Annotated in this window: 18 protein-coding genes and 1 pseudogene; 10 read left to right on the top strand and 9 right to left on the bottom strand. The window is 43.1% G+C overall.

Annotated elements, in window-relative coordinates:
* Nucleotides 1–183: 183 nt before the first annotated feature.
* The 3 genes and pseudogenes from OM416_RS31880 to map form a co-directional block, all read left to right on the top strand.
* Nucleotides 184–321, top strand: a pseudogene (locus OM416_RS31880) (TetR/AcrR family transcriptional regulator); the annotation flags it as partial.
* A gap of 18 nt (nt 322–339) precedes the next feature.
* On the top strand, nt 340–729 hold the full coding sequence (locus tag OM416_RS02245; RefSeq protein WP_413775771.1) for a hypothetical protein: 390 nt from the start codon (nt 340–342) through the stop codon (nt 727–729).
* Between the two features lie 7 nt (nt 730–736).
* Entirely contained in the window at nt 737–1483 is a 747-nt protein-coding gene (gene map, locus OM416_RS02240) for a type I methionyl aminopeptidase (RefSeq protein ID WP_264926600.1), read from the top strand.
* 304 nt (nt 1484–1787) lie between these two features.
* Here map and OM416_RS02235 read toward each other — a convergent pair whose 3' ends face one another.
* The gene (locus OM416_RS02235) at nt 1788–1937 is read right to left on the bottom strand and encodes a hypothetical protein (protein ID WP_264926598.1); all 150 of its coding nucleotides are present in this window, start codon (nt 1935–1937) and stop codon (nt 1788–1790) included.
* A 295-nt stretch (nt 1938–2232) separates the two neighbouring features.
* On the opposite strand from OM416_RS02235, the gene OM416_RS02230 reads away from it, so the two are divergent.
* Nucleotides 2233–2613 (top strand): hypothetical protein, encoded by a 381-nt coding sequence (locus OM416_RS02230; RefSeq protein WP_264926596.1) that lies wholly within the window; start codon nt 2233–2235, stop codon nt 2611–2613.
* Between the two features lie 606 nt (nt 2614–3219).
* Here OM416_RS02230 and OM416_RS02225 read toward each other — a convergent pair.
* Nucleotides 3220–3834 (bottom strand): TetR/AcrR family transcriptional regulator, encoded by a 615-nt coding sequence (locus OM416_RS02225; RefSeq protein WP_264926595.1) that lies wholly within the window; start codon nt 3832–3834, stop codon nt 3220–3222.
* A gap of 336 nt (nt 3835–4170) precedes the next feature.
* Here OM416_RS02225 and OM416_RS02220 point away from each other — a divergent pair, with 336 nt between their 5' ends.
* Together OM416_RS02220 and OM416_RS02215 are read left to right on the top strand one after the other, a co-directional pair.
* A complete protein-coding gene (locus tag OM416_RS02220; protein WP_264926593.1) occupies nt 4171–5103 on the top strand; it encodes an alpha/beta hydrolase family protein in 933 nt (310 codons plus the stop codon).
* 292 nt (nt 5104–5395) lie between these two features.
* A complete protein-coding gene (locus tag OM416_RS02215) occupies nt 5396–5770 on the top strand; it encodes a collagen-like protein (RefSeq protein WP_264926591.1) in 375 nt (124 codons plus the stop codon).
* A gap of 197 nt (nt 5771–5967) precedes the next feature.
* Here OM416_RS02215 and OM416_RS02210 read toward each other — a convergent pair whose 3' ends face one another.
* Nucleotides 5968–6540 (bottom strand): TetR/AcrR family transcriptional regulator, encoded by a 573-nt coding sequence (locus OM416_RS02210; RefSeq protein ID WP_264926589.1) that lies wholly within the window; start codon nt 6538–6540, stop codon nt 5968–5970.
* A gap of 139 nt (nt 6541–6679) precedes the next feature.
* Here OM416_RS02210 and OM416_RS02205 point away from each other — a divergent pair, with 139 nt between their 5' ends.
* On the top strand, nt 6680–7444 hold the full coding sequence (locus OM416_RS02205) for an SDR family NAD(P)-dependent oxidoreductase (protein WP_264926587.1): 765 nt from the start codon (nt 6680–6682) through the stop codon (nt 7442–7444).
* A gap of 140 nt (nt 7445–7584) precedes the next feature.
* Here OM416_RS02205 and OM416_RS02200 read toward each other — a convergent pair whose 3' ends face one another.
* A complete protein-coding gene (locus tag OM416_RS02200; RefSeq protein WP_264926585.1) occupies nt 7585–9324 on the bottom strand; it encodes an ABC-F family ATP-binding cassette domain-containing protein in 1740 nt (579 codons plus the stop codon).
* A gap of 264 nt (nt 9325–9588) precedes the next feature.
* On the opposite strand from OM416_RS02200, the gene OM416_RS02195 reads away from it, so the two are divergent.
* Nucleotides 9589–9993 carry a VOC family protein gene (locus OM416_RS02195; protein WP_264926583.1) on the top strand — a complete coding sequence of 135 codons (405 nt, stop codon included), beginning with the start codon at nt 9589–9591 and terminating at the stop codon, nt 9991–9993.
* 213 nt (nt 9994–10206) lie between these two features.
* On the opposite strand, the gene OM416_RS02190 is transcribed toward OM416_RS02195, so the two are convergent.
* The 3 genes from OM416_RS02190 to OM416_RS02180 all read right to left on the bottom strand — a co-directional run bounded on the left by OM416_RS02190 (nt 10207) and on the right by OM416_RS02180 (nt 18570).
* A complete protein-coding gene (locus OM416_RS02190) occupies nt 10207–13107 on the bottom strand; it encodes an InlB B-repeat-containing protein (RefSeq protein WP_264926581.1) in 2901 nt (966 codons plus the stop codon).
* A 161-nt stretch (nt 13108–13268) separates the two neighbouring features.
* Nucleotides 13269–17660 (bottom strand): AAA family ATPase, encoded by a 4392-nt coding sequence (locus OM416_RS02185; RefSeq protein ID WP_264926579.1) that lies wholly within the window; start codon nt 17658–17660, stop codon nt 13269–13271.
* 361 nt (nt 17661–18021) lie between these two features.
* Entirely contained in the window at nt 18022–18570 is a 549-nt protein-coding gene (locus tag OM416_RS02180; RefSeq protein WP_264926578.1) for a cupin domain-containing protein, read from the bottom strand.
* Nucleotides 18571–18874: 304 nt separating this feature from the next.
* On the opposite strand from OM416_RS02180, the gene OM416_RS02175 reads away from it, so the two are divergent.
* Nucleotides 18875–19171 (top strand): cytochrome c biogenesis protein CcdC, encoded by a 297-nt coding sequence (locus OM416_RS02175; protein ID WP_264926575.1) that lies wholly within the window; start codon nt 18875–18877, stop codon nt 19169–19171.
* Between the two features lie 64 nt (nt 19172–19235).
* On the opposite strand, the gene OM416_RS02170 is transcribed toward OM416_RS02175, so the two are convergent.
* Nucleotides 19236–20402 carry an alpha/beta hydrolase family protein gene (locus OM416_RS02170; RefSeq protein ID WP_264926574.1) on the bottom strand — a complete coding sequence of 389 codons (1167 nt, stop codon included), beginning with the start codon at nt 20400–20402 and terminating at the stop codon, nt 19236–19238.
* A 187-nt stretch (nt 20403–20589) separates the two neighbouring features.
* Between OM416_RS02170 and OM416_RS02165 the strand changes: the two genes are divergently transcribed.
* Nucleotides 20590–21039, top strand: a complete 450-nt coding sequence (locus tag OM416_RS02165) for a MarR family winged helix-turn-helix transcriptional regulator (protein ID WP_264926573.1) — start codon at nt 20590–20592, stop codon at nt 21037–21039.
* A 108-nt stretch (nt 21040–21147) separates the two neighbouring features.
* Here the strand turns inward: OM416_RS02165 and OM416_RS02160 are convergent, their stop codons facing one another.
* The gene (locus OM416_RS02160) at nt 21148–22815 is read right to left on the bottom strand and encodes a glycoside hydrolase family 13 protein (protein ID WP_264926572.1); all 1668 of its coding nucleotides are present in this window, start codon (nt 22813–22815) and stop codon (nt 21148–21150) included.
* Between the last annotated feature and the right edge of the window lie 2 nt (nt 22816–22817).

Raw genomic sequence — 22817 nt, 5'->3', positions numbered from 1 at the left:
TCATTCTCTTGTGTATCTCCTTTGATTTAAATTTCTCGCCAGTCTTCCCCATGTATATTCTGAGTCGGCATTACAGCCTACACTCCCTTCTCTCTTTGTGTAATGCCGCTTGTCTTTTCTCTTTTCTATAACTGATTGAGCCTTCATTTTATTGAACACAACAGATGTTTTGCGTTTCTCCGTATGCAGCGCAGAGAACAGATCCTGGACGTCGCCGCGCGCTCCTCCTTTCGCACCGGAGGCAGCTTTGATATTCGGGATGTCGCCCGCGAGGCAGGGCTTGGTTACGGCACAGTATACCATTATTATCCTAATCGGCATTTATTAATAGAAGATGTGTTGGGGAGCGGCTTCGAGCGATGCGAGCAAGTTATCACACAATGGGCGAAGATCACCGACAGCCCCTCGGATGACAAGCAGTTGTTGACGTATTGTGCAGCGCTGCTCCGGCTGTGGCAATCAGATGCTCGCGCATATCTCGTCTACAAAATGGCAACGGAACATTATACAGGCTTGCCTGAGAGGGATCGACATCACGCCAAGAGTAGGTTTATGGAACGACTGTACGTGCCACTCCAAACGATCGCCCAGTGCGAAGACGACAGCGTCGACCATATGCTTGCTGTGCTTGTCGGTTGCTGTGGAGTCCACTACTATGCAGGCAATTCCGACCTGGACGTTGATCGAATTGCCCGACTCGCTATGAAAGCTATTACGAAGGGGGCCTGATACGAACATGATCATTCTAAAAAGCAAGCATGAAATTGAATCCATTCGTAAGGCGTGCCAAGTGGTGGCTGAATGCCATCGTACAATTGCCCCGCTCATCCAATCGGGCATCACAACCAATGAGATAGAGCGCATATTCGAGGAAATGATTTTAAAGCACGGTGCCAAGCCATACCAAAAGGGATACAAGGGCTATCCGTATGCGACCTGTGCCTCGATCAACGATGTAATCGCGCATGGCTTCCCTAGCAATAAGCCACTTGAGGAAGGCGATATTGTGACGATTGACACGGTCGCGGAGCTAGACGGCTGGCTCGGCGATTCGGCTTGGAGTTATGCGGTTGGGCAAATCTCACCGACGGCCGAAAAGTTGATGCGTGTTACGAAGGAATGCCTTGATATGGGCATTGAGCAGGCGCAGCCCGGCAATCGACTCGGCGATGTAACAAGCACGATTCAGCGGCATGCGGAATCGCACGGTTTCGGTGTTGTGCGCGACCTTCTAGCTCATGGCATAGGCCGTGACCTGCACGAGGAGCCAACGTATATGCATGTAGGCAAGCCCGGAAAAGGTCTCCGGATCAAGGAGGGTATGGTGTTCACGATTGAGCCTATGATCACCGAAGGCACCTACTTCATGACACTTGATTCTGACGGCTGGACCGCACGGACGAAGGACAACAAGCTCGCCGCTCAATACGAGCATACAATCGCCATCACAGCTGAAGGTCCACAAATTCTGACCGCGCAATAGAAAAAAAGAATTCGACCAACGAAATGGTCGAATTCACAATGAGTTAATTATGCTACTCAATCTCCGTCTAACAAGTATAATTTAAGCTAACCTGCTCGTTAGCTTAATGAATTAACGAGGAAAATAACCGTTTAGTTATATTCTTAATCGCTAATGGAACCATGATCTCGTCCCTCGGTATCGATTCATAATGATAATGAAAAAACCTCAGCTGGGTTAACCGAGCTGAGGTTTTCGTATCAGGTGCTTCGAATATTCTAATTGGGACTGTATAGTCGCACCTAAGCTTCTTCATAGTAAGGTCTCACGCTTGTGCTTTAATAACTTCAACCTTTTTATCCCCTGCAGATGCCTCTAACGTTGTTTTACCTTGAAGAGCGACTATTACGCCAGTAGCCAGCATAGAAACGATTAAAGCTGCGCTAAGAACTTTGGACATTTTCTTCTTGACCATAACGATACCTCCGATTTCTAATTACAATATTTCACTTTGTTGGGTAATTCATCTGGTGATTGTATTATAACTCACTGACAATGATTGTAAAAGTATTTTTTCCTTGTGTTCAAATAAAATAAAAAAGCACCTTTGACTACATCGTCATATTCCACTGCAACTATCCTGCAGTTAGCAACCGGCCTATCTTCACCGAATGGTTTACAATTACGAAGTGCAATGTTACATTTATTTGAAATTGAGTGATTTAATAGATTGGACTGATGTTTACCATTCAACATAGGAGGACATTCTAATGAAAATAAAATCATTAAAATTAATAGCGGTTGGTGTGACGTTTGCTTTAGGGGTTGGAATAGGTGTTTATGGCTGGGGAGCTGCATCTGCTGATACTAGTCCCTCTAAAGATCAAATGGAAATAAAAATCAATGATAACGGTCAAACATATGGTTCATTTATTTATCATGATGGAACAGAATTAGATCTAGTTAAGGCTATTGGTGTAGACGGAATTGAAGGTTACATCAAGACTTCAGATATGAATCAAGATTTGCCACAAACTCCGGAAGAAGCAATTCAGAGTATGAATAAACCAAAAGTAGATAAGTATATAAACTTGTACGATAGCAACGAGAACATTATCGGAAAATTTCAACTCACTAGTTCAGAAGATTAACACTAAATCAGAAGGTTAACACTAAACTACACTACTCCCCCATAAAATGCTCTCCATAATGATTGAGGGCACTTTAAAATCCAAACATCTATAAACAGGATACCCACCTCATTTCTGAGAAGGGTCATTCTGTTTTTCTTAGCTTATTAATCTTCTATAAAATTTTAAGATGATATGGACGAATGTGTTATTGGTCAGGACGGGAGACACCGTAGTTTTATACTCATCAATTAAATCAAGCTGCATAAGGTATCTACTAATCGGACTATGTTCCTGTTCTCTGCTCTGGAAAATAACCTGTACAAATAAAGTAGATAAGCCGCTGGGAAACATCCCAATGTTCTTCGTCTTTGGCTCCAGCGTCAGAAGAATTATTCAAGTTAGTCCAGAACCTATATTCAAGAGGGATTACGTCCTATTCTTAAGGTTGTGCATTCTGTAAATACAGACTTCCTTCGGATTCCAGTCACGTCATCAGTACAAACAAATCGGCAAGCATGCTTATTTTGGGAAAAGAACTTGGTTCCTTATAATACGAAAGCCGCTAAAATAGCGGCTTTACGGGAATACATATTCATGTCTCTCGACATAGATTCTGTCAAAGTGTTAACGGTTCGCACGGTAACGCAACCCATCTACAAGAAGAGAAACAGTATTTTTGGCATGCTCTATATCACCGTTGTCTACTGCTGTACAGAGGCTTGCTACGGCCCACAACAATTCATCTGGTGTAATCTTGACACTTACTTCATCTGCCGCTGTTGCCGTTTCAATTAATGTCTTCAGAGCTGGACTTAATTCCTCTACAAAGCAAATAGGTAAGGTTCCGTATGTCGGATCGTTAGAATGTAGAGCTGCAGCAAGTCCGCGTTTAGTTGCTATGAACTCCAAGTAACACAACATCCATCGCTCTAGTGCCTCAACAGGTTTATATTTATTGGCCAAGTCTACTGCAGCATCTGCACAAGCATCAATCTCTTGACGAAAAACAGCTTCAATTAAGTCTGATCGTAGTGGAAAATGACGGTAAACAGTTCCAACTCCTACGCCAGCATTATCCGCAATCTCGCGAACTGGAGCATCTACCCCCGAAGTTGCGAACACTGTCATTGCTGATTGTAGCAAAGCATTAATGTTGCGTTGTGCATCGGCACGGACTCCTCGAACTGCCTGCTGACGAGGCTCCAATCCTTCATTGCGGTCTTCCGTTTTGTCGTTCATATAAGTTATATCCCCCATAAGTTAATTCTACATTACGTCAATGGAAATTAGCTACTGTCCTATTCTTAATATTAACAAGACATAATCATAGCTTCAAACTAGGAGTATTACATAATCCAATATAATCTAAAAATACTGTGGGTATTATAAAATCATCTTCCATCAAGCCTTTTAGGAAGTATTACTTTCAATATAAAGGGTTTTTATAAATACATTGCAAGTGGAACGACGTTCCGTATATAATAGGAACGCCGTTCCACTTATGTCCTGTTATAACAGAACAAAGGCGAACTCATAAATATTAATTGTTAAAAGAAAAAGGAAGGAATATTCAATATGAAAATCAAAATGAACGCTCCCTCTACCATCGTCTCTGTGAAGTCGATAGCACTAGAAGCCCCAGGTCGTGGTGAGGATTTGTTAGTGAAAATATCCGCCCCAATAACTGGAGGAAATTTGCCAATAATTCTTTTCGCACACGGTAATGGATCTTCGCTTGACGGCTATAGCCCTTTGACCGACTTCTGGGCTGCTCACGGTTTCGTGGTCATTCAACCTACATTCCTCGATTCGAGAACGGTTGGCCTTACTCATGATGATCCTCGTAAATCACGGATTTGGCGTTACCGAGTCGAGGACATGAAGCGAATCCTTGATAATTTAGACCTTATTGAATCTGCCGTACCTGGCCTCAGTGGACGTACTGACCGAAGCCGAATAGCAGCCGCCGGACATTCCTTCGGCGGACAAACAGCGGGTAATCTTTTGGGATTGCGAGTCCTCGACCCAGAAACTAAGAAAGACGTGGACCTGTCCGACTCGCGCATCAAAGCGGGCGTGCTGTTCGCCACTGCTGGACAAGGTGGAGACAATCTGACACTGTTCGCGGCAGAGAATATGCCTCACTTGAACGTGAGCTTCACGCACATGACCACGCCCACGCTTGTGATCGTTGGGGACCAGGACTACACCCCGCAAAAGTATCAGTTGACCGTCCGCGGTCCGGAATGGATGTCTGACCCCTACTTCTTAAGCCCAGGAGCCGAGAGCCTGCTCACCCTATTCGGTGCAGAACACTCACTTGGCGGAATACCAGGTTATGAGGTTAAGGAAACAACAGATGAAAATCCAGAATATGTATCCTTAATTCAGCTGGCCTCATGGGCTTATCTTTGTCATGCGCTCGATATTGAACATGACAGCTGGTCCGCAGTTCAAAAGTCTTTGTCAGAAGATCCAAATCCAATCGGTCGAATTGAATCCAAATAAAATTTAACAAGAGATAGGTACGCTCATTTACCCACATCCCACTGGTAAAGAACGGTACCTACTTTACGTCTATGCATAAAGGATAAATGGATTGCGTTCAACAAGACGGATATCCCCACCAGCTCGAACAGCTTCATAGCTCATTTCGTAAGAACTTATCTGAAACAAACAATATAATAAGTGAGCAGATGGATGATCTCCATTTGTTGCGACCTTCTATAGGCTCCCACCCATTCCCCTGTTCAATTGCCTACATACAATACACTAGACAAATGAACAGGAGTGATGTTATATGACATTTTTGCCACCTTTTGGACCTGGTGGAGGATTCGGCGGACCTGGGGGTCCAGGAGGACCCGGTGGAATGCCCGGTCCTCCATCGTTCCCCGGGGGTGGAGGCGGCGGACCACAAGGCATACAGGCACCTACCGGGCCGCCACCATCATTCATTCCACAGCAACCCGCTTCGCTATTTGCGGTAGATCCAAGAGCCATATCCGGCTGTCTGTTCCGCTACACATATATTTGGCCGAATCGTGGTCCCGGCTTCTGGATGTTCCCGGTATTTGTCGGCAGAAATTCGGTGGCTGGCTTCCGCTGGAATGGCTTCTTCTGGCTGTACAGCGGCATTGATCTGCGGCAAATCAGCTCGTTTAGCTGTTTCTAGAATTAAATACCCTGTATGCGGATCAATCCGCATACAGGGTGATTTACATTTATCTTATAAGAATAAATATACGTTAGCTACTCAACCATTGAGGATCATCAAAAAGAGACGTAATTACAATAGCGCCAAGAGGAATCAATAAATAAACCCAAAGTGGATTATTAGGAGCTTCACCAGGAGCTGTTCCCCACCTGTTATCACACTATTTTTTCAGCATTGCCCTTCGGAATAGTGACGCCACAGAACTCATACAAAATATCAGCCATGTACGTATCACTTTCCTTCATGCCATTTAACGCCCATTCGATTAAAACGCAATAAAATCCACCTACATAAAACTTAGCAATATAGTTTTCTTTGAAAGAATCGTCGTAGGTTTTAACTACAATTCTTGTGGCTAATTTGTGCAGGTATTCATTACACTTGGCCAGCAATAAGTAACTAACGTTGGACTTGACCAGATTTTCTACTAAGATTTTCTCATTCCTGAAACATTTGAAAAATAATAGGGTTGAATAATAATTATCAAAGTTCTCCCCTGCTAATGCCTGATCAAAAAAGTCAGTAAACACTTGATCAATGCGTTCCACGATTACATCCTCAATGATGTTGTAATTTCTATAGAACCCCATGCGTGAAACACCAGCTTTTGTACACACCTCGGTAATAGATATGTTATTTAGATTTTTGGTTTGCATTAATATCATGAGTGCATTGAAGATCCATTCTTTCGTCAATGCACTTCTGACTTGATTAGATGGGTTTGACATTACAACATCTCCTTTTATGTCACACTTGCCTTCAAATGCATTGATATCTTTATGTTATACACATTATACTGAGCTCAACAAGACGTTACAACAGTAACATCTTAGCGCTTAGCGAATAAAATTTGAGGAGGAATATAACATGTTTAAGAAATTGCAAGATACGGTGGCGTTGGTAACTGGAGCAAGTAGTGGAATCGGTGAAGCCACTGCCAGAAGGCTCGCTGCTCAAGGAGCAACCGTTGTCCTTGTCGCACGTCGTAAAGATCGATTGGAGAATCTGGCTTCCGAGCTAAAAAACCTTGGAGGTGAAGTTCTTGTAATAGAAACAGATATAACAGATAAGAAGCAAGCGGAACATGCAGTTCAGCAGGTTATAGATAAATATGGACGTTTGGACACCGTTATCAATAATGCAGGACTCATGTTAATCGGGGGTGTGGTAGAGGCGCCCTCAATCGAATGGGAACGAATGATATCCGTGAATATAAATGGGTTGTTATACATATCCCATGCTGCACTACCGTATCTAATCCAATCAGCCTTGACTTCCGACCGGAAAGTTACTGATTTAATTAATATTAGTTCAGTATCTGGACGCAAACCATCGGCAGGGCAAGCGGTATATAGTCTCACGAAATCTGGTGTTGCAGCGTTTACTGAAGCACTGCGGCAAGAGACGGCCGGACTTAACGTTCGTGTGGCTGTTTTAGAGCCAGGTGCAGTGGGAACGGAACTAGGTAATCACTTACGTGAAGACGTGCGTGAGCAACTTTCCAATATTCTGAGCCATATTGAAGTTCTTGAAGCAGAAGATATTGCAGAAACGATTGAATTTATTGTAACTCGTCCACGTCGCGTTGCGGTCAACGAGATTTTAGTTCGTCCAACGGATCAAGCCATGTGATTCTGATCCGATTCTTATTAGATACAGTTGCGATGTATTAAGCATAAACATGATTGACCTTGGATTGGATTACTAAATAAGAAAAGTCGCTAAAATAGCGACTTTTTTCTGGTCTATCATTTCAATCAAAGCGTTGTAGCTTAAAGCAACTTAATCAGCTCTTCTAGCTCGTCAACCAAACTCTTTGCAAGTTCAAAATTGGTATCTTTTAAAGCCAATTCAATTTTCATTTCAACAGACTTTTTCTTTTGTTCATTTTCTAGATAGTTTTCATCAAAATGACTTGCATAAATCATCTGTCTGAATTCTTCTATACTCATTTTACTAATCGTTTTGTCCTCGATAATTAAAACATAATCCATACCATTTACAACAGAATAGAAATCATGAGAAATCATGATAATCGCACCTTTGTAGTCCTCAATGGCTTTCTCCAATGCGATTTGTGTATAGATGTCTAAATGGCTTGTCGGTTCATCCAGGAGCAATATGTTGGCTTGACTGGCAGAAACTTTAGCCAATTGAAGCATGTTTTTTTCTCCGCCAGATAACGATTCGATCTTTTGATCAAGGATTTCTCCTTCAAAGCCATAGTTTGGAAGATATGATCTAATTTCATCATACGTTTGAAACCCGGAATCAATGAATTCATTTAGGATGGTATTCGAATCTTTTAGCATTTCGCCCTGAACCTGAGATAAATAAGCCACGTTAACATCTGCATTGATTTCAATGGAATCCTGATTGTTTTTAAAGATTTCCCGGAGTAAAGTCGTTTTCCCGGTACCGTTAGGACCGATCAGGGCTACTTTATCTGTCGATTTGATCTTGAAGTTCACATTTTCCAAAAGCAACTCGTCAAAGGAAACGCTATAGTTATTGACGTTAACCACAACGGTGTCTTCCATTTCCTTATCGATTCCAAAACGGATATTCGGCTGTTTGATATCGACAAATGGCTCTTTAATTCGACGTGCTTCCAATCTCTCTTGAAACTTGACTCTGGCTTTTAACGCTCTGCCTCTGGAGGCTTCCGAATTATACGTGGCAATCTCTCTAAGATTGTCGATGATGTGATCGTATCTCTCAATTTCTTCAGCTTCAGCAACCGCGATTTCTTGCAGCTCAATCTTCGTCTGAAGCAGCGAGAAGTTATAATCGATATAGCGCCCGTCAAACTCTTGGAGCTCTGTGTTTTCTAGGTGTATGATTTTGTTGAAACAATGATTCAATAGATATCGGTTGTGCGTAACGACCAGCAGCATTCCTTTGTGGGTGTTGATCAATTTTTTAAGCGCGTTCAGGTTTTCAAAGTCTAAAAATACATCGGGTTCGTCCATAATCATGAAGTCTGGACGATTTAGCATTTCTTTCATCACTTGAATAAGTTTGAATTCCCCGCCGCTTATGGCGGATATACTAAGATCTTTGAGCTTCATGAGGTTGGCAAGGTTTAACTGTTTATTGATGTTTTTTTCGAAATTATCCCCATCCATCGCTTCGAAGGCATCCAAAGCCAATTGAAGCTTTTCCATCAGGGAATCCATATCCGATGTGGTGGCCATCTCCGCATAAATCGCTGTAATTTCATCTTGTATTTTGATGAATTCTTCTGCGATATATTCAAAAACGGTCATTTCTTTTGTTTTGTCTACTTGCAAAAACTGACTCACATACCCGATTCTGCAATCGGGGTCTATCTCTAACTTGCCCTCAAACAAATATCGTTCCGGATCCATTAGAATATCGATCAGTGTACTTTTCCCACTGCCGCTTGTTCCGATAAAAGCACAATGTTGTGCCTCTTCAAACGTAAATGAAATGTTTTTATATAGTTCCTTTTGTGGAAATGAGAAGGATAAGTTTTCAAGTTTTATCATAGTGTTACCTTTCTTTATAACTAAATTGGTGATTAGTATTGAATATATTGTCGAACACAGACCTTTAGAGTAACACTGTTTACCACCAAGTACAATGGATTTTTAGCCCTTACCCTCACTATGAAACTCTAATACTTTCTATAGAATGATGGCTAGTGGACGGTGGTTTCTTCATAAAACACTACTGACATACCGTTGTCAGTAGTGTTTTCGTATAGTCGGAATAAGTAATCGTAATACTTATTATAGGAAGGATGATATCTCGTGAATTTTGCTTCTGTGCGCATCATTACTGATGACGTGGATCGTCTCGTCGAGTTCTATGAGAAAATCACGGGTGTTTCGGCGGAACGCCCTGCACCTGTCTTTGCCGAACTCGTTATGCCATCGTGCACTCTAGCGATCGGCCACTCCCAGACGGTGCAACTGTTCGGCGCTGGTTCCGCTGTGGCGGCCAACAATCATACTGTCATCATCGAGTTCCACGTCCAGGATGTCGATGCCGAATACGAGAGATTGCAGCCGTTTGTCGATGAGTGGGTGAAGGAACCTACCACAATGCCGTGGGGGAATCGTGCTCTGCTGTTTCGCGATCCTGACGGCAATCTCGTTAACCTCTTCACGCCGGTGACCGAGGAAGCAATCCAACGATTCAGTGGCAGGCCTTGAAGGGCAGTTGAAGTGAGTAAGGCGAATTTCGTATCATGGAAGATGAACCTGGGCAATGTTCCGATTATATCGACCGTTTCTGCAATAGACATCCACGAGTTAGGATGATACAGAAAAAACACGAGGCGTGAATGCAGTCCCTCGTGTTTTTCTATTTACCGTAACTAGGGTACACACCTTGCGAGTACGTTGCTGATTAATGTACTCAGAAGATTATTGTATAACATTCAATGCTCGGTACATCATTGCCACAAACTGTGCACGTGTCACAAGTTCATTCGGCTTAAATTTGCCGTTATCCCCGAGTACAATCTCTAGTTCTGCCAGTGCAGCGATGTAATTATAGCTCCAATGTGTTGCAGGTACATCTTGGAAAGCAACTGTTCCACCTGGTTTTATCTCAAAGGCCAGCGTCAAAATTTTGGCCATCTCTGCACGAGTCAGTGAATGATTTGGATTAAAAGCCCCATTTGCTCCATCGACTATTCCTGCTTGTTGCAGTGACATGACGGCTTCATAGGAAGGATGGCTCGGTGATACGTCTGAAAATGAAACTGCCTCACGTATGGATTCAAACTCGAAAGCACGTGTGAATAGTAGAGCCATGTGATGGCGCTTGATATTTTCATTTGAATGAAATGAACCGTCGGGATACCCTGCAATTATCCCTTGACTCGCTAATTCCTCAATCATTTCTTTTGCCCAATGTCCTGAAAGGTCGTCAAAGGTAACAATAGGTTGTTCAGTTTTTGGTTCTTCTGGTGTTGTTACCGGTGGTAAGTGTTTGACCCATTTTGCATACAGTTTTGCATCCTTGGTCACTCGATCCTTGGTGATGTCCCACTTGTTAGTCAGCGCCAAATCATGATACCATCCGTCAAATGTATAACCTTCTTTTGTGGGAATTGGCAGCTCTGCCAGCTTTGTATCATAAGCGACAGACAGTTGATCTAATACGTTCCCTCCATTCGTTTCGAAAATTACAATTGAATTTTGGGGAGGCGTTGGATTATTTCCTCCTGCATTATTATTAGAAGAATTGTTTATAATCCACTTCGCATACAACGTCTTATCCGTTGTAATGACATCTTTCGTAAAGTTCCACTGGTTAATGAAGGTTGCCTCTTTAAACCAACCACCAAACGAATAACCTGGTCTACTTGGTGCAGTCGGTTCTGTTGCTAATACGTTGTATGAAATATTCTGAGTTGGGACAACGTTGCCTCCATTTGATTCAAATGACAAAGTATAGTGATTAATTTCCCACACCGCATACAACAAGACATCAGCTTCGTTTATATGGAAAGTATCATTCACTACATAGCTTTTCCCACTTCCATCTGCTTCCGTATTCCAACCAATCAACGTAAATCCAGTCTTCACTAGACTTCCAACATTATCGGCAACTGTTACATTACTCCCCGCTTCATAGGTTTGATTATCTAGGGGTACCGCTCCTCCAGTAGCTCCATTCCCATCATAGCCTACGCTATACCTAATAATGGTGAATGAAAGGGTGATCGTATTACCCGCGGCATCTGTAACAACAAGTACATAGAAACCTTCAGCATTTACAGGTGAGCCACTTATAAAATATTGGCCGTTCAATGTTGCGGTACCTTCATTAAAGATAATGGTTCGGGAGGAGTTATAGCTCTCTCCATCTTTTACACCTGTAACGATCGGAGCTGTAGTGTCCAGTACAATACTTGCTTCGGCCGAGCCCATATTTCCTGCTCGGTCGATGAAGCGAACATACACCGTTTTATTACCATCTCCAGTTGGTAACGTATAGCTCTTTATGGAACTAAAGGCTTCAACTCCTGACCAAGAACTATTGTTATTAGAAAATTGTACCGCTACCACATCTGTTACACCGTTGCCTAAAGATAGATTAAGCGTTATTTCACGATTAGTTGTATACACGTTGCCATTATTAATAACAATAGAGCCTGTTGGCACTTCGGTATCCCGTGTTATAGTTCTATGATATTCAGTTGATTGGTTCCCTGCGCGATCAACTAGTTTAAATTTTAAGACCTTATCTCCATCATTACTTCCTATAGATAACATAAAGACTGGTACATAAGCTATTTCTGAAAATGGGGTTCCATTAATCGAATATTGGATATGCGTGATATCAGTTACTCCCGCATCAGGACTTATTGAAATAAGTACAGACGAACTATTTGTGTATTGGTTACCTTGATTTACTATGACCGTTCCAGTTGGAGGGGTCTTATCTATTCGGAATTGGATTGTTTCTGATTGACTGCCTGCTGTAACTGTTAGTGTATATGAACCTTCAGCAGTAATTGTTGTTCCACTTGTAAATGGACTTCCATTCAAAGTTGCTGTACCAGTGTTTAATGTTGGTGTTATATTTGTATTGTATAGACCGCCATCTTCGACTCCAGTTATTTTAATATCAACAATTTCAGAATACGTAATAATTAAATACGGGCCCAAACTGCCATCATGTGCATGATTTTCGGTCATTTGTATAAAATGATCAGCATATGTTATTCCTGCTTCAGTTGCTTCTTGAGCCGTCATCCCCGTTAGAATGAAGGTTGCTCTAGGATCAGGTTTCGCGGATTCCCCCGATATGTAGCTAGTAAAATTAAAGGGAGCCAATGTAGGTTTAAGTAGAGGTACATTATTGGCTAATTGTCTTGATTGTGTAGAACCTGACGTTAGAGCTGGTGGCGATGTTATTCCACTATCCTGTGCCCAGCTATGCTGTTTACTCGTTGAAACTTTTAGCGAAAAATTAGTTGTTGCCTGAAAAGTACCACCTGTTACAGGCAGATACAGACTCGCAGTTTCAACTTCATACCCTGCAGGGATTGTTGGCAAATTATACTTTAGTAATACCTGAGCCTCTAAAGGAACACCAAATGTTCCTTGATAGCCTACATCCAGATACCCGAGGTGCCCATCTTCATAAATCATTCCAGACTCATAAATGATCGTTGTATCCTCTGCTGCATAAATAGGTGATGAAACTACATTGGCAGAAGCTAAACTTTGATTATTAAAAATTACGATGCATGCCATACACACGATTACAACGAGCATACTTGCAATCGAGACAACTCTCTTTCTCACCATGTACACTTCCTTTCATACCATTCCTATTGTTCAGAATGACCTCTTTTCATTTGACTCCATCTCAACATCATAGTCTCGTCATAGGATATTTAAGTCCTACGAAAGTAGTACTCCACAAAAAAAACAAGGAAGCGGCCCTTTTAGGCTCGCTTCCTTGTTAGTCACTCTATCAATTGTAACTCTCTGGCACGGACGACAGCTTGCCCCCGCCGTTTTACACCCAACTTGCCGTATATTCTAGATGTATGTGTCTTGACCGTCGTCTCTGCGATGCCAAAGAGATCGGCAATTTCTCTGTTCGACAAGCCTTTTGCAATTGCTGTTATAATTTCCGTTTCTCGTTCCGTCAGCGGTTCCGTCAGCCCTGGTTGACTGGGACTAGGAACCACAGACGAGGCGTTACTTTCGGAAGCAAATGGGATTGTTGTATTCGCAGCTTCGTCTTCCAGCAGCTTGAGATAAATGATCCGTGTTGCAATAAGCTCCAACATCTGAACATCCCTCTTTGTGAACACACCCGGCATCTGTTTATTTTCCAAGTAGAGTAGATAGGAGGTTTGTTCTCCCGGAACATCAATGGACATGCACAGAAGCGACCGCTGCTTTCTTGTTGCGATATAAGCATCCTTCACCCAAAAACTCTGAAGCGCGTCATGCAAAATTAGCGGTTTGCCCGTCATTGTTGTATGACGTAAGACGCTCTCCGCATACAAGCCGGCTCCTTTTTCCTGATCAGTCCATTCAGAACGGTTAGCTTCAATAAGGAATTCATTATGTTGACGCTTCAACAACAGAACACGCTCTGCTCCAGTTTGTCGTAAAGCCGTTTCCAAGAGATTTACCTTCCAGTCGGCCGGATTCGTCTGTGCTAACCCATGGAAGAATCGTTGCACAAGCTCGAGTTCCTCTTCACTTTTCAAGCCTTCACCCGTCTTGGAGCCGTTCTGGTGAGGTAACGATGTGCCGGTTTGAGTCATTTGGATTCGATCCGTTAATACAGGACCTTCATAACGCTTGTATATCGGGTCCAGCAATTTAGCATCTCTGCTTCTAATCTGAGTTACTTTGAAGGTGATTCCCCATTCGGCGTATGCCGCACATGCATCCATCATCGTAATTGCGGCTCCGGATCGGCTGAGCAGATCATCTTGATAACATACCGCAAGCCGTTCGCAAGCAATGGCTTCCAGCAACACGTATTTCTCGGTTCTCGCCAGCCTGATTGCAGCCGTATATTGTTGCATGGCGCCCACCGAATTCCCTGAGATCCGTTCACCCTCTGCTTTGATTAGCAAGTAAGCGGAGGACGTACTGTCCAAGAATCCTCGCCAACTCTTCATCAATCGCAATTGCGCGCGTATGGCCTTGCGGATCCGCTTACGTTCTTCTCTATTTGTTTCGAAATATAATCCAGCTAATGCCAAAGCCTCGTAAACGCGGTGTTTACGAATTTGCATCCAATCCAGATGTAATTCGTTTCCCCTTCCTCGCTGCGACCAATATAGCGCTTCCTTGTACCTGCCCGACAGATACGCCACCTCAAGCCGGCGACCACAGCTATAATTGTCCTCGTCCCGTTGCTCCAACTCGCTGTCAGCCGGCACTTGTGGAATAGCAACAAAACTGTCGATCAGAGAATCGTCTTGCAGCACTGCTGCGTAACTGCTCGTCAGCCGCATCATGTCCAGTATCTTGTCGTCGGCAACCTGTCGCATGTTCTCCTCAAAGTATTGGAGCAAATCATTCAGGGCATATACATTCCCATGATTACACATAACACTGAAAATTAAGGCAGGATTAGCAAAGTCATGATCACCGGCTTCCATCGCTTGACGCATCGCAATGAACAGGACAACAGAAGATTCCAAAGGACTGTCCATTTGCTTGATCATTCCGCTCAGAAACGTAAATACATGCTTTTTCCTGAATGTAGAGGTGTTGGCGATTTGTAGAAACACCTGTTCAGCAATCGGAGTCGCTCGAACGAAGCTAGGAAATGACCTTTGCACAATCAGTTCGTATGCTCCGATCATTGCGGCTAGGGACTCATTCACCCCTTTATGCAACCCATAACGAATAAATCGGGCATACAATTCCAGAAGCGATCGTGCATCGTGTGCAAGCAATGGAAGAAACAACAGCTCCATTACATGGCATAATTCTTCATAATCCTCATCGAGTGGGTCGGACAGCAGAAGATGCTTCTCCCGTTTTCGATGTAAAAGGATCGCGGTTTGGGTCACTTCCTTTCCTATAGACAACAGTGTACTTTTCTTCCCAAGCTTCCAACCATAGGATCCTAGCGCCTCCATTCCAAATTGAACCGCAGTCTCATTGTCCGCGAGTGCATGGAATCGGATTAAAGGTACCCAGATTTTGAGCCGCTCTGATCGGCTCAGTCGATCGCTGTCTTGGTTCAAGTCCACCAGCAGTTCTTTCCCACGTGCGCTATTGCCACCCATATATTCTGTCCATGCTAATACCAGCTGCAATCCGACATCGAGTGTATCTGGTACATCAACTTTGCATGTTGCCAACAGATGAAGCCCATTTTCGGCATAGTGCTTCCCTTTCGCATAACTCGCGGATGCCAACGCCTCTTGTCCCGCTTGAAGATTGTGCTCGATTAATTGCTTCGATTCTTGCTCTGATAATACGGAAGCTGCCAAGTTCAGATGATCAATCGCTGTTCTTGACAGGTCATCACGCGACTCCGGCGTGCGATCCAGTAGCATCCGTCCAATTGCTAGGTGTCGGTGGATATTGCGTCCTGAATCGAAGGCATATGCTATTCGGTGAATGAACTCATGGGCAAACACATAATTTGAATCCTGTCCATGTTCTTGCCCTGCTTCGTCTTCCGGATAAATAAACCCTTCCGCTTCCGCCTCTTGAAGATTACGAAATACCCTATCCACTGCTATGCCACACACTTCGGCCAAGAGTGTTAACGGAAATACCGGACCTATTGTGGCCGCCATAGCCAAGAACTCCTTACGATCTTCCTCAAGTTTGGAGAAGTCTGTCTCTAGCAGACGCAGATGTTCTTCCGATCTGCTTCGTTGCCGGGTTATTTCTGAGTCCCATACCCACTGACGTCGTTTCTCATCAAAGCTTAATCTGTTCTCTTTTAACCATCCATCCAGCAAGCGATGAACCGAGCCGGGATTACCACCTGTTTGATCGTAGACAGACCGTGCCAGAAGTTGAATGCGAGCGGATTTTTCATATAGAACATCCGAGATCAGCTGCCTTACATCCTCGTAAGCCAGAGGCGGCAGAGTCACTTGTTCCTCTGGATTCGCAAGGCATCTTTGGCTTAACCAAGCCAGAAATCCCTCTTGATCAGCATTCGTTTCATCCTCAGCGGAAGTGATTACCTCTTCCGTACGATAAGCCCCGATTAGGAATAATCCATGCGTTTTTTGTGATAATACAAGTTCACGAATGATGTCTTGTGTACCACTGTCAACCCACTGCAGATTGTCCATAAACAGAACAAGCGGTGGTTTACATTCTGCCATACAACAGATCAAGTCGGGCAGTAATTCTTCAAACCGATCCCAGACCTTTGCTTCCCCCGAGATATGTGCTACCTTTGCATCGTTGTTGAACAACAGCTTGGCCTCGGGCCAGCAGGAGACGATTACCTGCATTTCTGGTCCGAACTCGGCTTGAATTTTGGATTTCAGACGTGTAATGAGTTCAACCGGCTCACTCCACAGTTGATAGATCCATTCCCGCATCCCCTGAAGGATCGGCCCACACCGCATGTTTTGTTGAGAAGGTTCCGCTTTCATAGTAATCAGCCGGCCTCCATGACGCACGACGTTTTGTTGGATTCTATGGACAAGCGTCGTTTTACCCGTTCCCTCTCTGCCTATCACCCAACGAAAGGCATCCATTCCTTGAAAAGCCTGTTCCAGTCCGGCCTCCATTTGCACCACTTCGGCACGACGTCCATACCATGAATCGGATAGGGAAAGCGTCCGGATTTTATCTAAACGTCCCACTTCCCGTGGCGTAAACGCTCCACCGTTATTCATCATGTTCTGATACAACTTCAGATCTTCAAGCACCCCATATGTACTCTGATAACGCTCCACCTGTGATTTGGCGAGTAATTTCATCAGTATCGCTTGCAGTGTTTTGTCTAATTCCGGTCGAATATCGGATAAGGGTTGAGGAACCTTACGGGTGTGTACGGTATCCCAGTTTTCATCATTGTCAGCATGAAAGGGCAATTGCCCGGTCAACAACTCGTAGAGAATAACACCTAATGCGTAGAGATCACTGCGTTCACTCGGCACGAGATTGAGTCGCCCAAATTGCTCTGGAGAATGATAAGCTGCATGACTTTTCGTATGCCAGGTTATATGCGCCGTTTTCCCCTGCCACTGCACGCTGATATGGTCAGGACTAAGGTATGCAATGATCCTATTCTGCTCGTGTTCACGCTGCACCATTTCTGCCAGCATAATAGACAGTTCAATGAACATAGTAAGCTCTATTGGAGGATCTGTGATGTAGTCTCTTAAAATCTTGATGTTCATGCACACCTATCTAAGTTTTATTTCGTTTCGGGAAAAGGATATGTATCAGAATTTAATAATCAAAATTTTGGTTTGATGAAATGGATTTATTAAGATACTTACTTAAATGAATTTTAATCTATGATGCATGTAGAGTCTAGCTTACATAATACAGGAAGAGGAAGCAGACGTTACACTTTTAAATAGGTATGAATGGTTAGAACTTAAATAATAAAAGGCGTTTGCTCAATTTCTGAGCAAACGCCTTTTATTGTAATGTTATTAATTCTTGCTCTAGTAATCTGTGATCAGTGTTATTGGATCAACTCGATTAGTTCTTCAATAGTTGTTGAAAACCGTCAACTCTTCATCGTTTATCTATTCAGACTTCCTGTCCGGTATACTTTTCTAGCGATGCATAAATGCCTTTTTTGCGGGCACGCTTGATGATTAGTCCAAAGAGGCAGCGTTGCAGCCACAGTGGAATACCAATGATCAGTGTGTTTTGTAATGTTAATACTAAAGCGGTATGGGCGAGAGATCTAGGATTGCCCTTCTCATCGGTTAATCCATCGTGCATAAGCCCGTAATGAATGCGTACGGATTGCTCGAACTTGCTTGGTGGCGTTAATCGAACGCGAAATACAACAGGATAATCGTGATCGTTTGTAAATGTATGTGGCGTTCTGAGCGGGGCAATGCAACGTTCTCCAGTCTCTAACAAGTGCTTTGTTTTACCCAAGGTAACTGTGAGCGTACCAGCGATCACTTCAAATTCCTCTTCGAAGTGATCATGAATATGTAGGGGGGGACCTTTGCCCCGTGGTGGAAGTGCGACTTCAATTAATAAATATTCACCGTTCGTATCTTTTGCCGTCTCTATAAACGTAATTTGCTCACCTGTCACTTTATTTGTAACCGTTTGTTTCACTGATAATCGCTCCTTGTATTCATTCATTGCACAACAACCGATAAAAGTATCCTGATTGTCTTCGCACAAAAAAAGCTCCTATAATTCAATCCCATCTAACATTGTAGAGAGATTTATAGGAGCTTGTAGTCATACGAAAGTAGTACACTGCCATGGAAAAGAACGATAACTAATATACTTCTAGCTGTGTTGCTCTATCCTGTCGGGATGACAAAAGTCATCCAAACGAATGACTTTGTTCACTTATAAAAAAATTAAATATCCTTGATACTTAGGTTACACAAAAACAGACGAGGTGCTTACTATGAATGCGATAGGTGCGATTCTATCGATCCCATTAATTCTGGTGACGCAATTTGAACGGAAATCAGATGGCGGGATGTATTATAAAAGGAGTGCATCTCTCTATGTGTTCATTGTTGTTATTTTTGCGATCCGCTTTCTTGACTTCATGTTCATCACAGACATTGATCCCAAAACACTGGGATTCCTGAATAATGTAATCGCCCTGTCCTATATTGCCATTTGGAGAATGGCAAGCTTCATTAAATTTCATAATTCGAAATCTACACTGATCACAACGTGGGACAAAACCGCTTAGTTCTTTTCCCCTCAACCATACCCAGCAATCACGCCTTCTATTACGTTATTGTCCTTCGACAAAGTTACTTTATTCTGCTGCGTGTGTGCACGCCATCCCATCGGAACTGCAGAAGGTCAGCACTACGATCATCACGTAAGTAATGATCAAAAAAAGAAATATGATAGTGAGACACTACATCACGCAATAGATCCATCTTTCGTTTGCCCAGCAATCTCAAATACTTAAACTGCCGAGCATAATAGATGTAATCCGTAAAATCCATATGCTCCGTCTGATCGATTGTGATGAGATAACTATCCTCTGAATTCAACAGGAAAGTCGTCCTGGCAAGGTACTCTACCGTTTTGCTACCTATAACCATGAATGGTGTACGCAGATCCTTGTCCCAAAACTCTCCGTATGTCGGGGCGTCGATGTTAATCCCGCAGCTAAAACGAGCATCATCAAGACATACCTGACTTGCAGCACATCCCCCATAAGAGTGTCCGGTAACCCCAATGCCGGCTTGAAAGTTTAATTTCCCTTGAAGCGGGGATGGCAGGATTCCGTCGTTCAGTTGTTCAAGCTTGTCTGCGATAAACTGATTATCGTCCGCCCAGATTTGAACATGGATCCAGATTTTGGTGGATTTGAAATAATCAAAAAAATCAGCAGCAGCGGGAAGAATCTCTTCGTCTGTGTACTCTCTTTTTTTCATGCCTTTGAATTTCTTTTGAATTTCAGGACTCATGGTTTGTTTGAACTCATTAATGAGAGATGTATGGGATTTGACGATGTGGCCATCAGGATACTTCAGTATGCTTGCTTCATACGGGTGCCCTATGGAAACGACAATGAAACCGCTACTGGCTAAATCGGAGCATAACACTGTATTTTGCGACATCTGACTTGAATAACCATGATTGAAGAATATAACGGGATAACTTTCGCACTCGGCAGACAGTGGAATGTCTCGATAAGTATGTGTTTTAAGATGTTGGACTTTGGAAGAAATCAAACCGCGCGAGGATTTGTTGAAATGTTCAGCCTCTTCTTTTGAGGTATAGGATGACTGGGGCTTGCCGCAATGCTGGTCCGCAGGGTAAAAAATCATAACCGGAACGTGTCGCGGCTCTTCTGAAGCAAATTCAAATATACCCACTCTTGTATCATCCGTAAAAGACATTTCTGTCAGACCAACGACGTATTTCCCTATTGGTTTGGGCAATTCTTTGAGATTTCCAAACATGATGAATCCTCCTTCGGGATTAGATTACTCTCCATTTTTAAATATATAGGTTACCAACCTAATTAAATTATAGTATACTATAACTCTAATACCGAAAAAGCTCAAGCATCCGTGTTGGGATTGAATCGAATGGTTGATGTTGTATACAATGAAGCAATAAATGAAATACATAAATGAGGTGTAAGATTTGACATATACGAAAGAGAAAGATCCGAATATCGACAAATTCGTCGAATTGTTTTCCAAGATGGCCAGAATGAATTGGAGAAAGAAAACGGTGTGGGGACTAAAAGCTAGTGAAGTACGTGCTCTACTCGCCATCCGCAAAGGAGAAAGTCACACCGCAACCGTCTCTGAAATAAGTAGAGTGCTGCAGGTGACCTCTCCGACGGTAACGCAGATGATTAATAATCTGATCCAACTTGGCTATGTATCTCGCTCCACCTCCCCCAAGGATAATAGGGTATCTATTCTCTCATTGACTGAGAAAGGGAATGCCTGTGCGGACGAGGCGGATGAGAAATACACTTCGATCTTTGAAGGGCTGATCCATCACCTTGGTGAAGTACAAAGTGATCAGCTGATCCACCTGTTGGAGGAGGCATTTATTTATCTAGAAGAGAATGATCAGGTTTAATTGAATATTAATCCTGATGGTGACACTTCGGGGGCAAAAACGAATATTCTCAGCAAAAGGCGTCTATATCATTCAGACAATGATAAGACGCCTTTTTGCCTATGCTACTTATACTTTATCGCTTAAACCAACAATTGTTTCGAATGGTCGCAATATCCTTGGCAGCATGCCATTCTCATAGTTGGTAAGCCAGATTTCTGAGAAGTTCAGTCCAATCTCCTCTTCCTCAAGCTCCACGATGTGTTCAGTAAGGTTGCTTACTACCAGCACCTGTTGGTCTGCCAGTGTACGTGTATAAGCAAATACACTCGGATGATCAGGCATAAGAAGCTCATAGATCCCATAAGTCAACGTATCGTGCTCTTTTCGCAGCTGAATCATTTGTTTATAAAAGTGAAGGATGGAACGTGGTTCCTGAAGTTGTTTCTCTACATTAATATTGACGTAATTGTCATTCACCTTCAGCCATGGCGTACCGTTGGTAAATCCGGCCTCGCTCGCTGAAGACCATTGCATCGGCGTTCTGGAGTTATCACGACTTGAAGCCCAGATGATGTTCATGATCTCCTCATGCGACATCCCCTCTTCGCGTTTGATCTGATATAAATTTCGATCGGCTATGTCGTTATAATCCTCTATCGTAGGGAAAGCCACGTTCGTCATGCCTAACTCTTGCCCCTGATATATGAAAGGTGTGCCTTGCATGAAAAAGTACATGGCTCCAAGTGCTGTGGCACTTTCATACCAATACTCCGTATCATTTCCCCAAATTGAAACTTTGCGAGGCTGATCATGATTTTCAATAAATAAAGCATTCCAGCCGACGCCTTCCAGTGATTTTTGCCACTTCGTCAAGACGTTTTTCAATTTGGGAACATCCAGTTGCCTGTCTGTGCTATTTTTCCAAAGGTCCAGGTGTTCGAATTGAAAGACCATATTAAATTTCCCTCTGACTTCACAGATCCAATCCAGCAGATCTTCTTGGTCCTCTACCTTTACTCCATTCGCTTCCCCAACAGTCACAACGTCATATCTGGATAATGTATTCTCTTTCATTTCTTGCAGATAATTCTGGATTCCTTTGACATTCATATGCTTTTCAAAAGAAGAGATGTATTTGACGCCTTCTCTGATCGGCATGTCCAAGAGACCCTCTTCTTTGTGAATATGGCTAATGGCATCGACACGGAAACCATCAATCCCTTTATCCAGCCACCAATTCATCATTTCATATATGGATTTCCGAACTTCTTTATTTGCCCAATTCAAGTCTGGTTGTTTCTTGGAGAACAGATGGAGATAGTACTGTCCGGAGACTTCATCATATTCCCAAGCAGAACCGCCAAAGATGCTCTCCCAGTTATTCGGCTCATCTCCGTTCTTTCCATCTCTCCAGATGTACCAATCCCGTTTGGGGTTATCCAGCGAAGCTCTGGATTCAATAAACCAAGGGTGTTCATCACTTGTATGATTGATTACTAGATCCATGATGAGTTTCATGCCACGGTGATGCACTTCATGCAGTAATTGATCAAAGTCCGCCATCGTGCCGAATTCATCCATAATGGAACAGTAATCACTGATGTCATAACCATTATCATCGTTTGGTGATTTATACATCGGGCAGATCCATATCAGATCAATACCGAGATCTTGAATATAATCCAGTTTTGAGATGATCCCCTTGATATCACCAACTCCATCTCCGTTGGAATCCATAAAACTTCTCGGATAGATCTGATAGGCTACTGCTTCTTTCCACCATACTCTTTTCATTG

The sequence above is a fragment of the Paenibacillus sp. LS1 genome (assembly GCF_026013365.1).
Lineage (GTDB): Bacteria > Bacillota > Bacilli > Paenibacillales > Paenibacillaceae > Paenibacillus.
Note: the sequence above shows the minus strand (reverse complement) of the source record. Positions and strands in the feature narration are given on the sequence as shown.

Coding starts and splice junctions, on each gene's coding strand:
- OM416_RS02220 (WP_264926593.1), top strand. CDS start 4,171: ATGAAAATCAAAATGAACGCTCCCTCTACCATCGTCTCTGTGAAGTCG.
- map (WP_264926600.1), top strand. CDS start 737: ATGATCATTCTAAAAAGCAAGCATGAAATTGAATCCATTCGTAAGGCG.
- OM416_RS02175 (WP_264926575.1), top strand. CDS start 18,875: ATGAATGCGATAGGTGCGATTCTATCGATCCCATTAATTCTGGTGACG.
- OM416_RS02210 (WP_264926589.1), bottom strand. CDS start 6,540: ATGTCAAACCCATCTAATCAAGTCAGAAGTGCATTGACGAAAGAATGG.
- OM416_RS02215 (WP_264926591.1), top strand. CDS start 5,396: ATGACATTTTTGCCACCTTTTGGACCTGGTGGAGGATTCGGCGGACCT.
- OM416_RS02200 (WP_264926585.1), bottom strand. CDS start 9,324: ATGATAAAACTTGAAAACTTATCCTTCTCATTTCCACAAAAGGAACTA.
- OM416_RS02235 (WP_264926598.1), bottom strand. CDS start 1,937: ATGGTCAAGAAGAAAATGTCCAAAGTTCTTAGCGCAGCTTTAATCGTT.
- OM416_RS02230 (WP_264926596.1), top strand. CDS start 2,233: ATGAAAATAAAATCATTAAAATTAATAGCGGTTGGTGTGACGTTTGCT.
- OM416_RS02205 (WP_264926587.1), top strand. CDS start 6,680: ATGTTTAAGAAATTGCAAGATACGGTGGCGTTGGTAACTGGAGCAAGT.
- OM416_RS02160 (WP_264926572.1), bottom strand. CDS start 22,815: ATGAAAAGAGTATGGTGGAAAGAAGCAGTAGCCTATCAGATCTATCCG.
- OM416_RS02170 (WP_264926574.1), bottom strand. CDS start 20,402: ATGTTTGGAAATCTCAAAGAATTGCCCAAACCAATAGGGAAATACGTC.
- OM416_RS02225 (WP_264926595.1), bottom strand. CDS start 3,834: ATGAACGACAAAACGGAAGACCGCAATGAAGGATTGGAGCCTCGTCAG.
- OM416_RS02190 (WP_264926581.1), bottom strand. CDS start 13,107: ATGGTGAGAAAGAGAGTTGTCTCGATTGCAAGTATGCTCGTTGTAATC.
- OM416_RS02185 (WP_264926579.1), bottom strand. CDS start 17,660: ATGAACATCAAGATTTTAAGAGACTACATCACAGATCCTCCAATAGAG.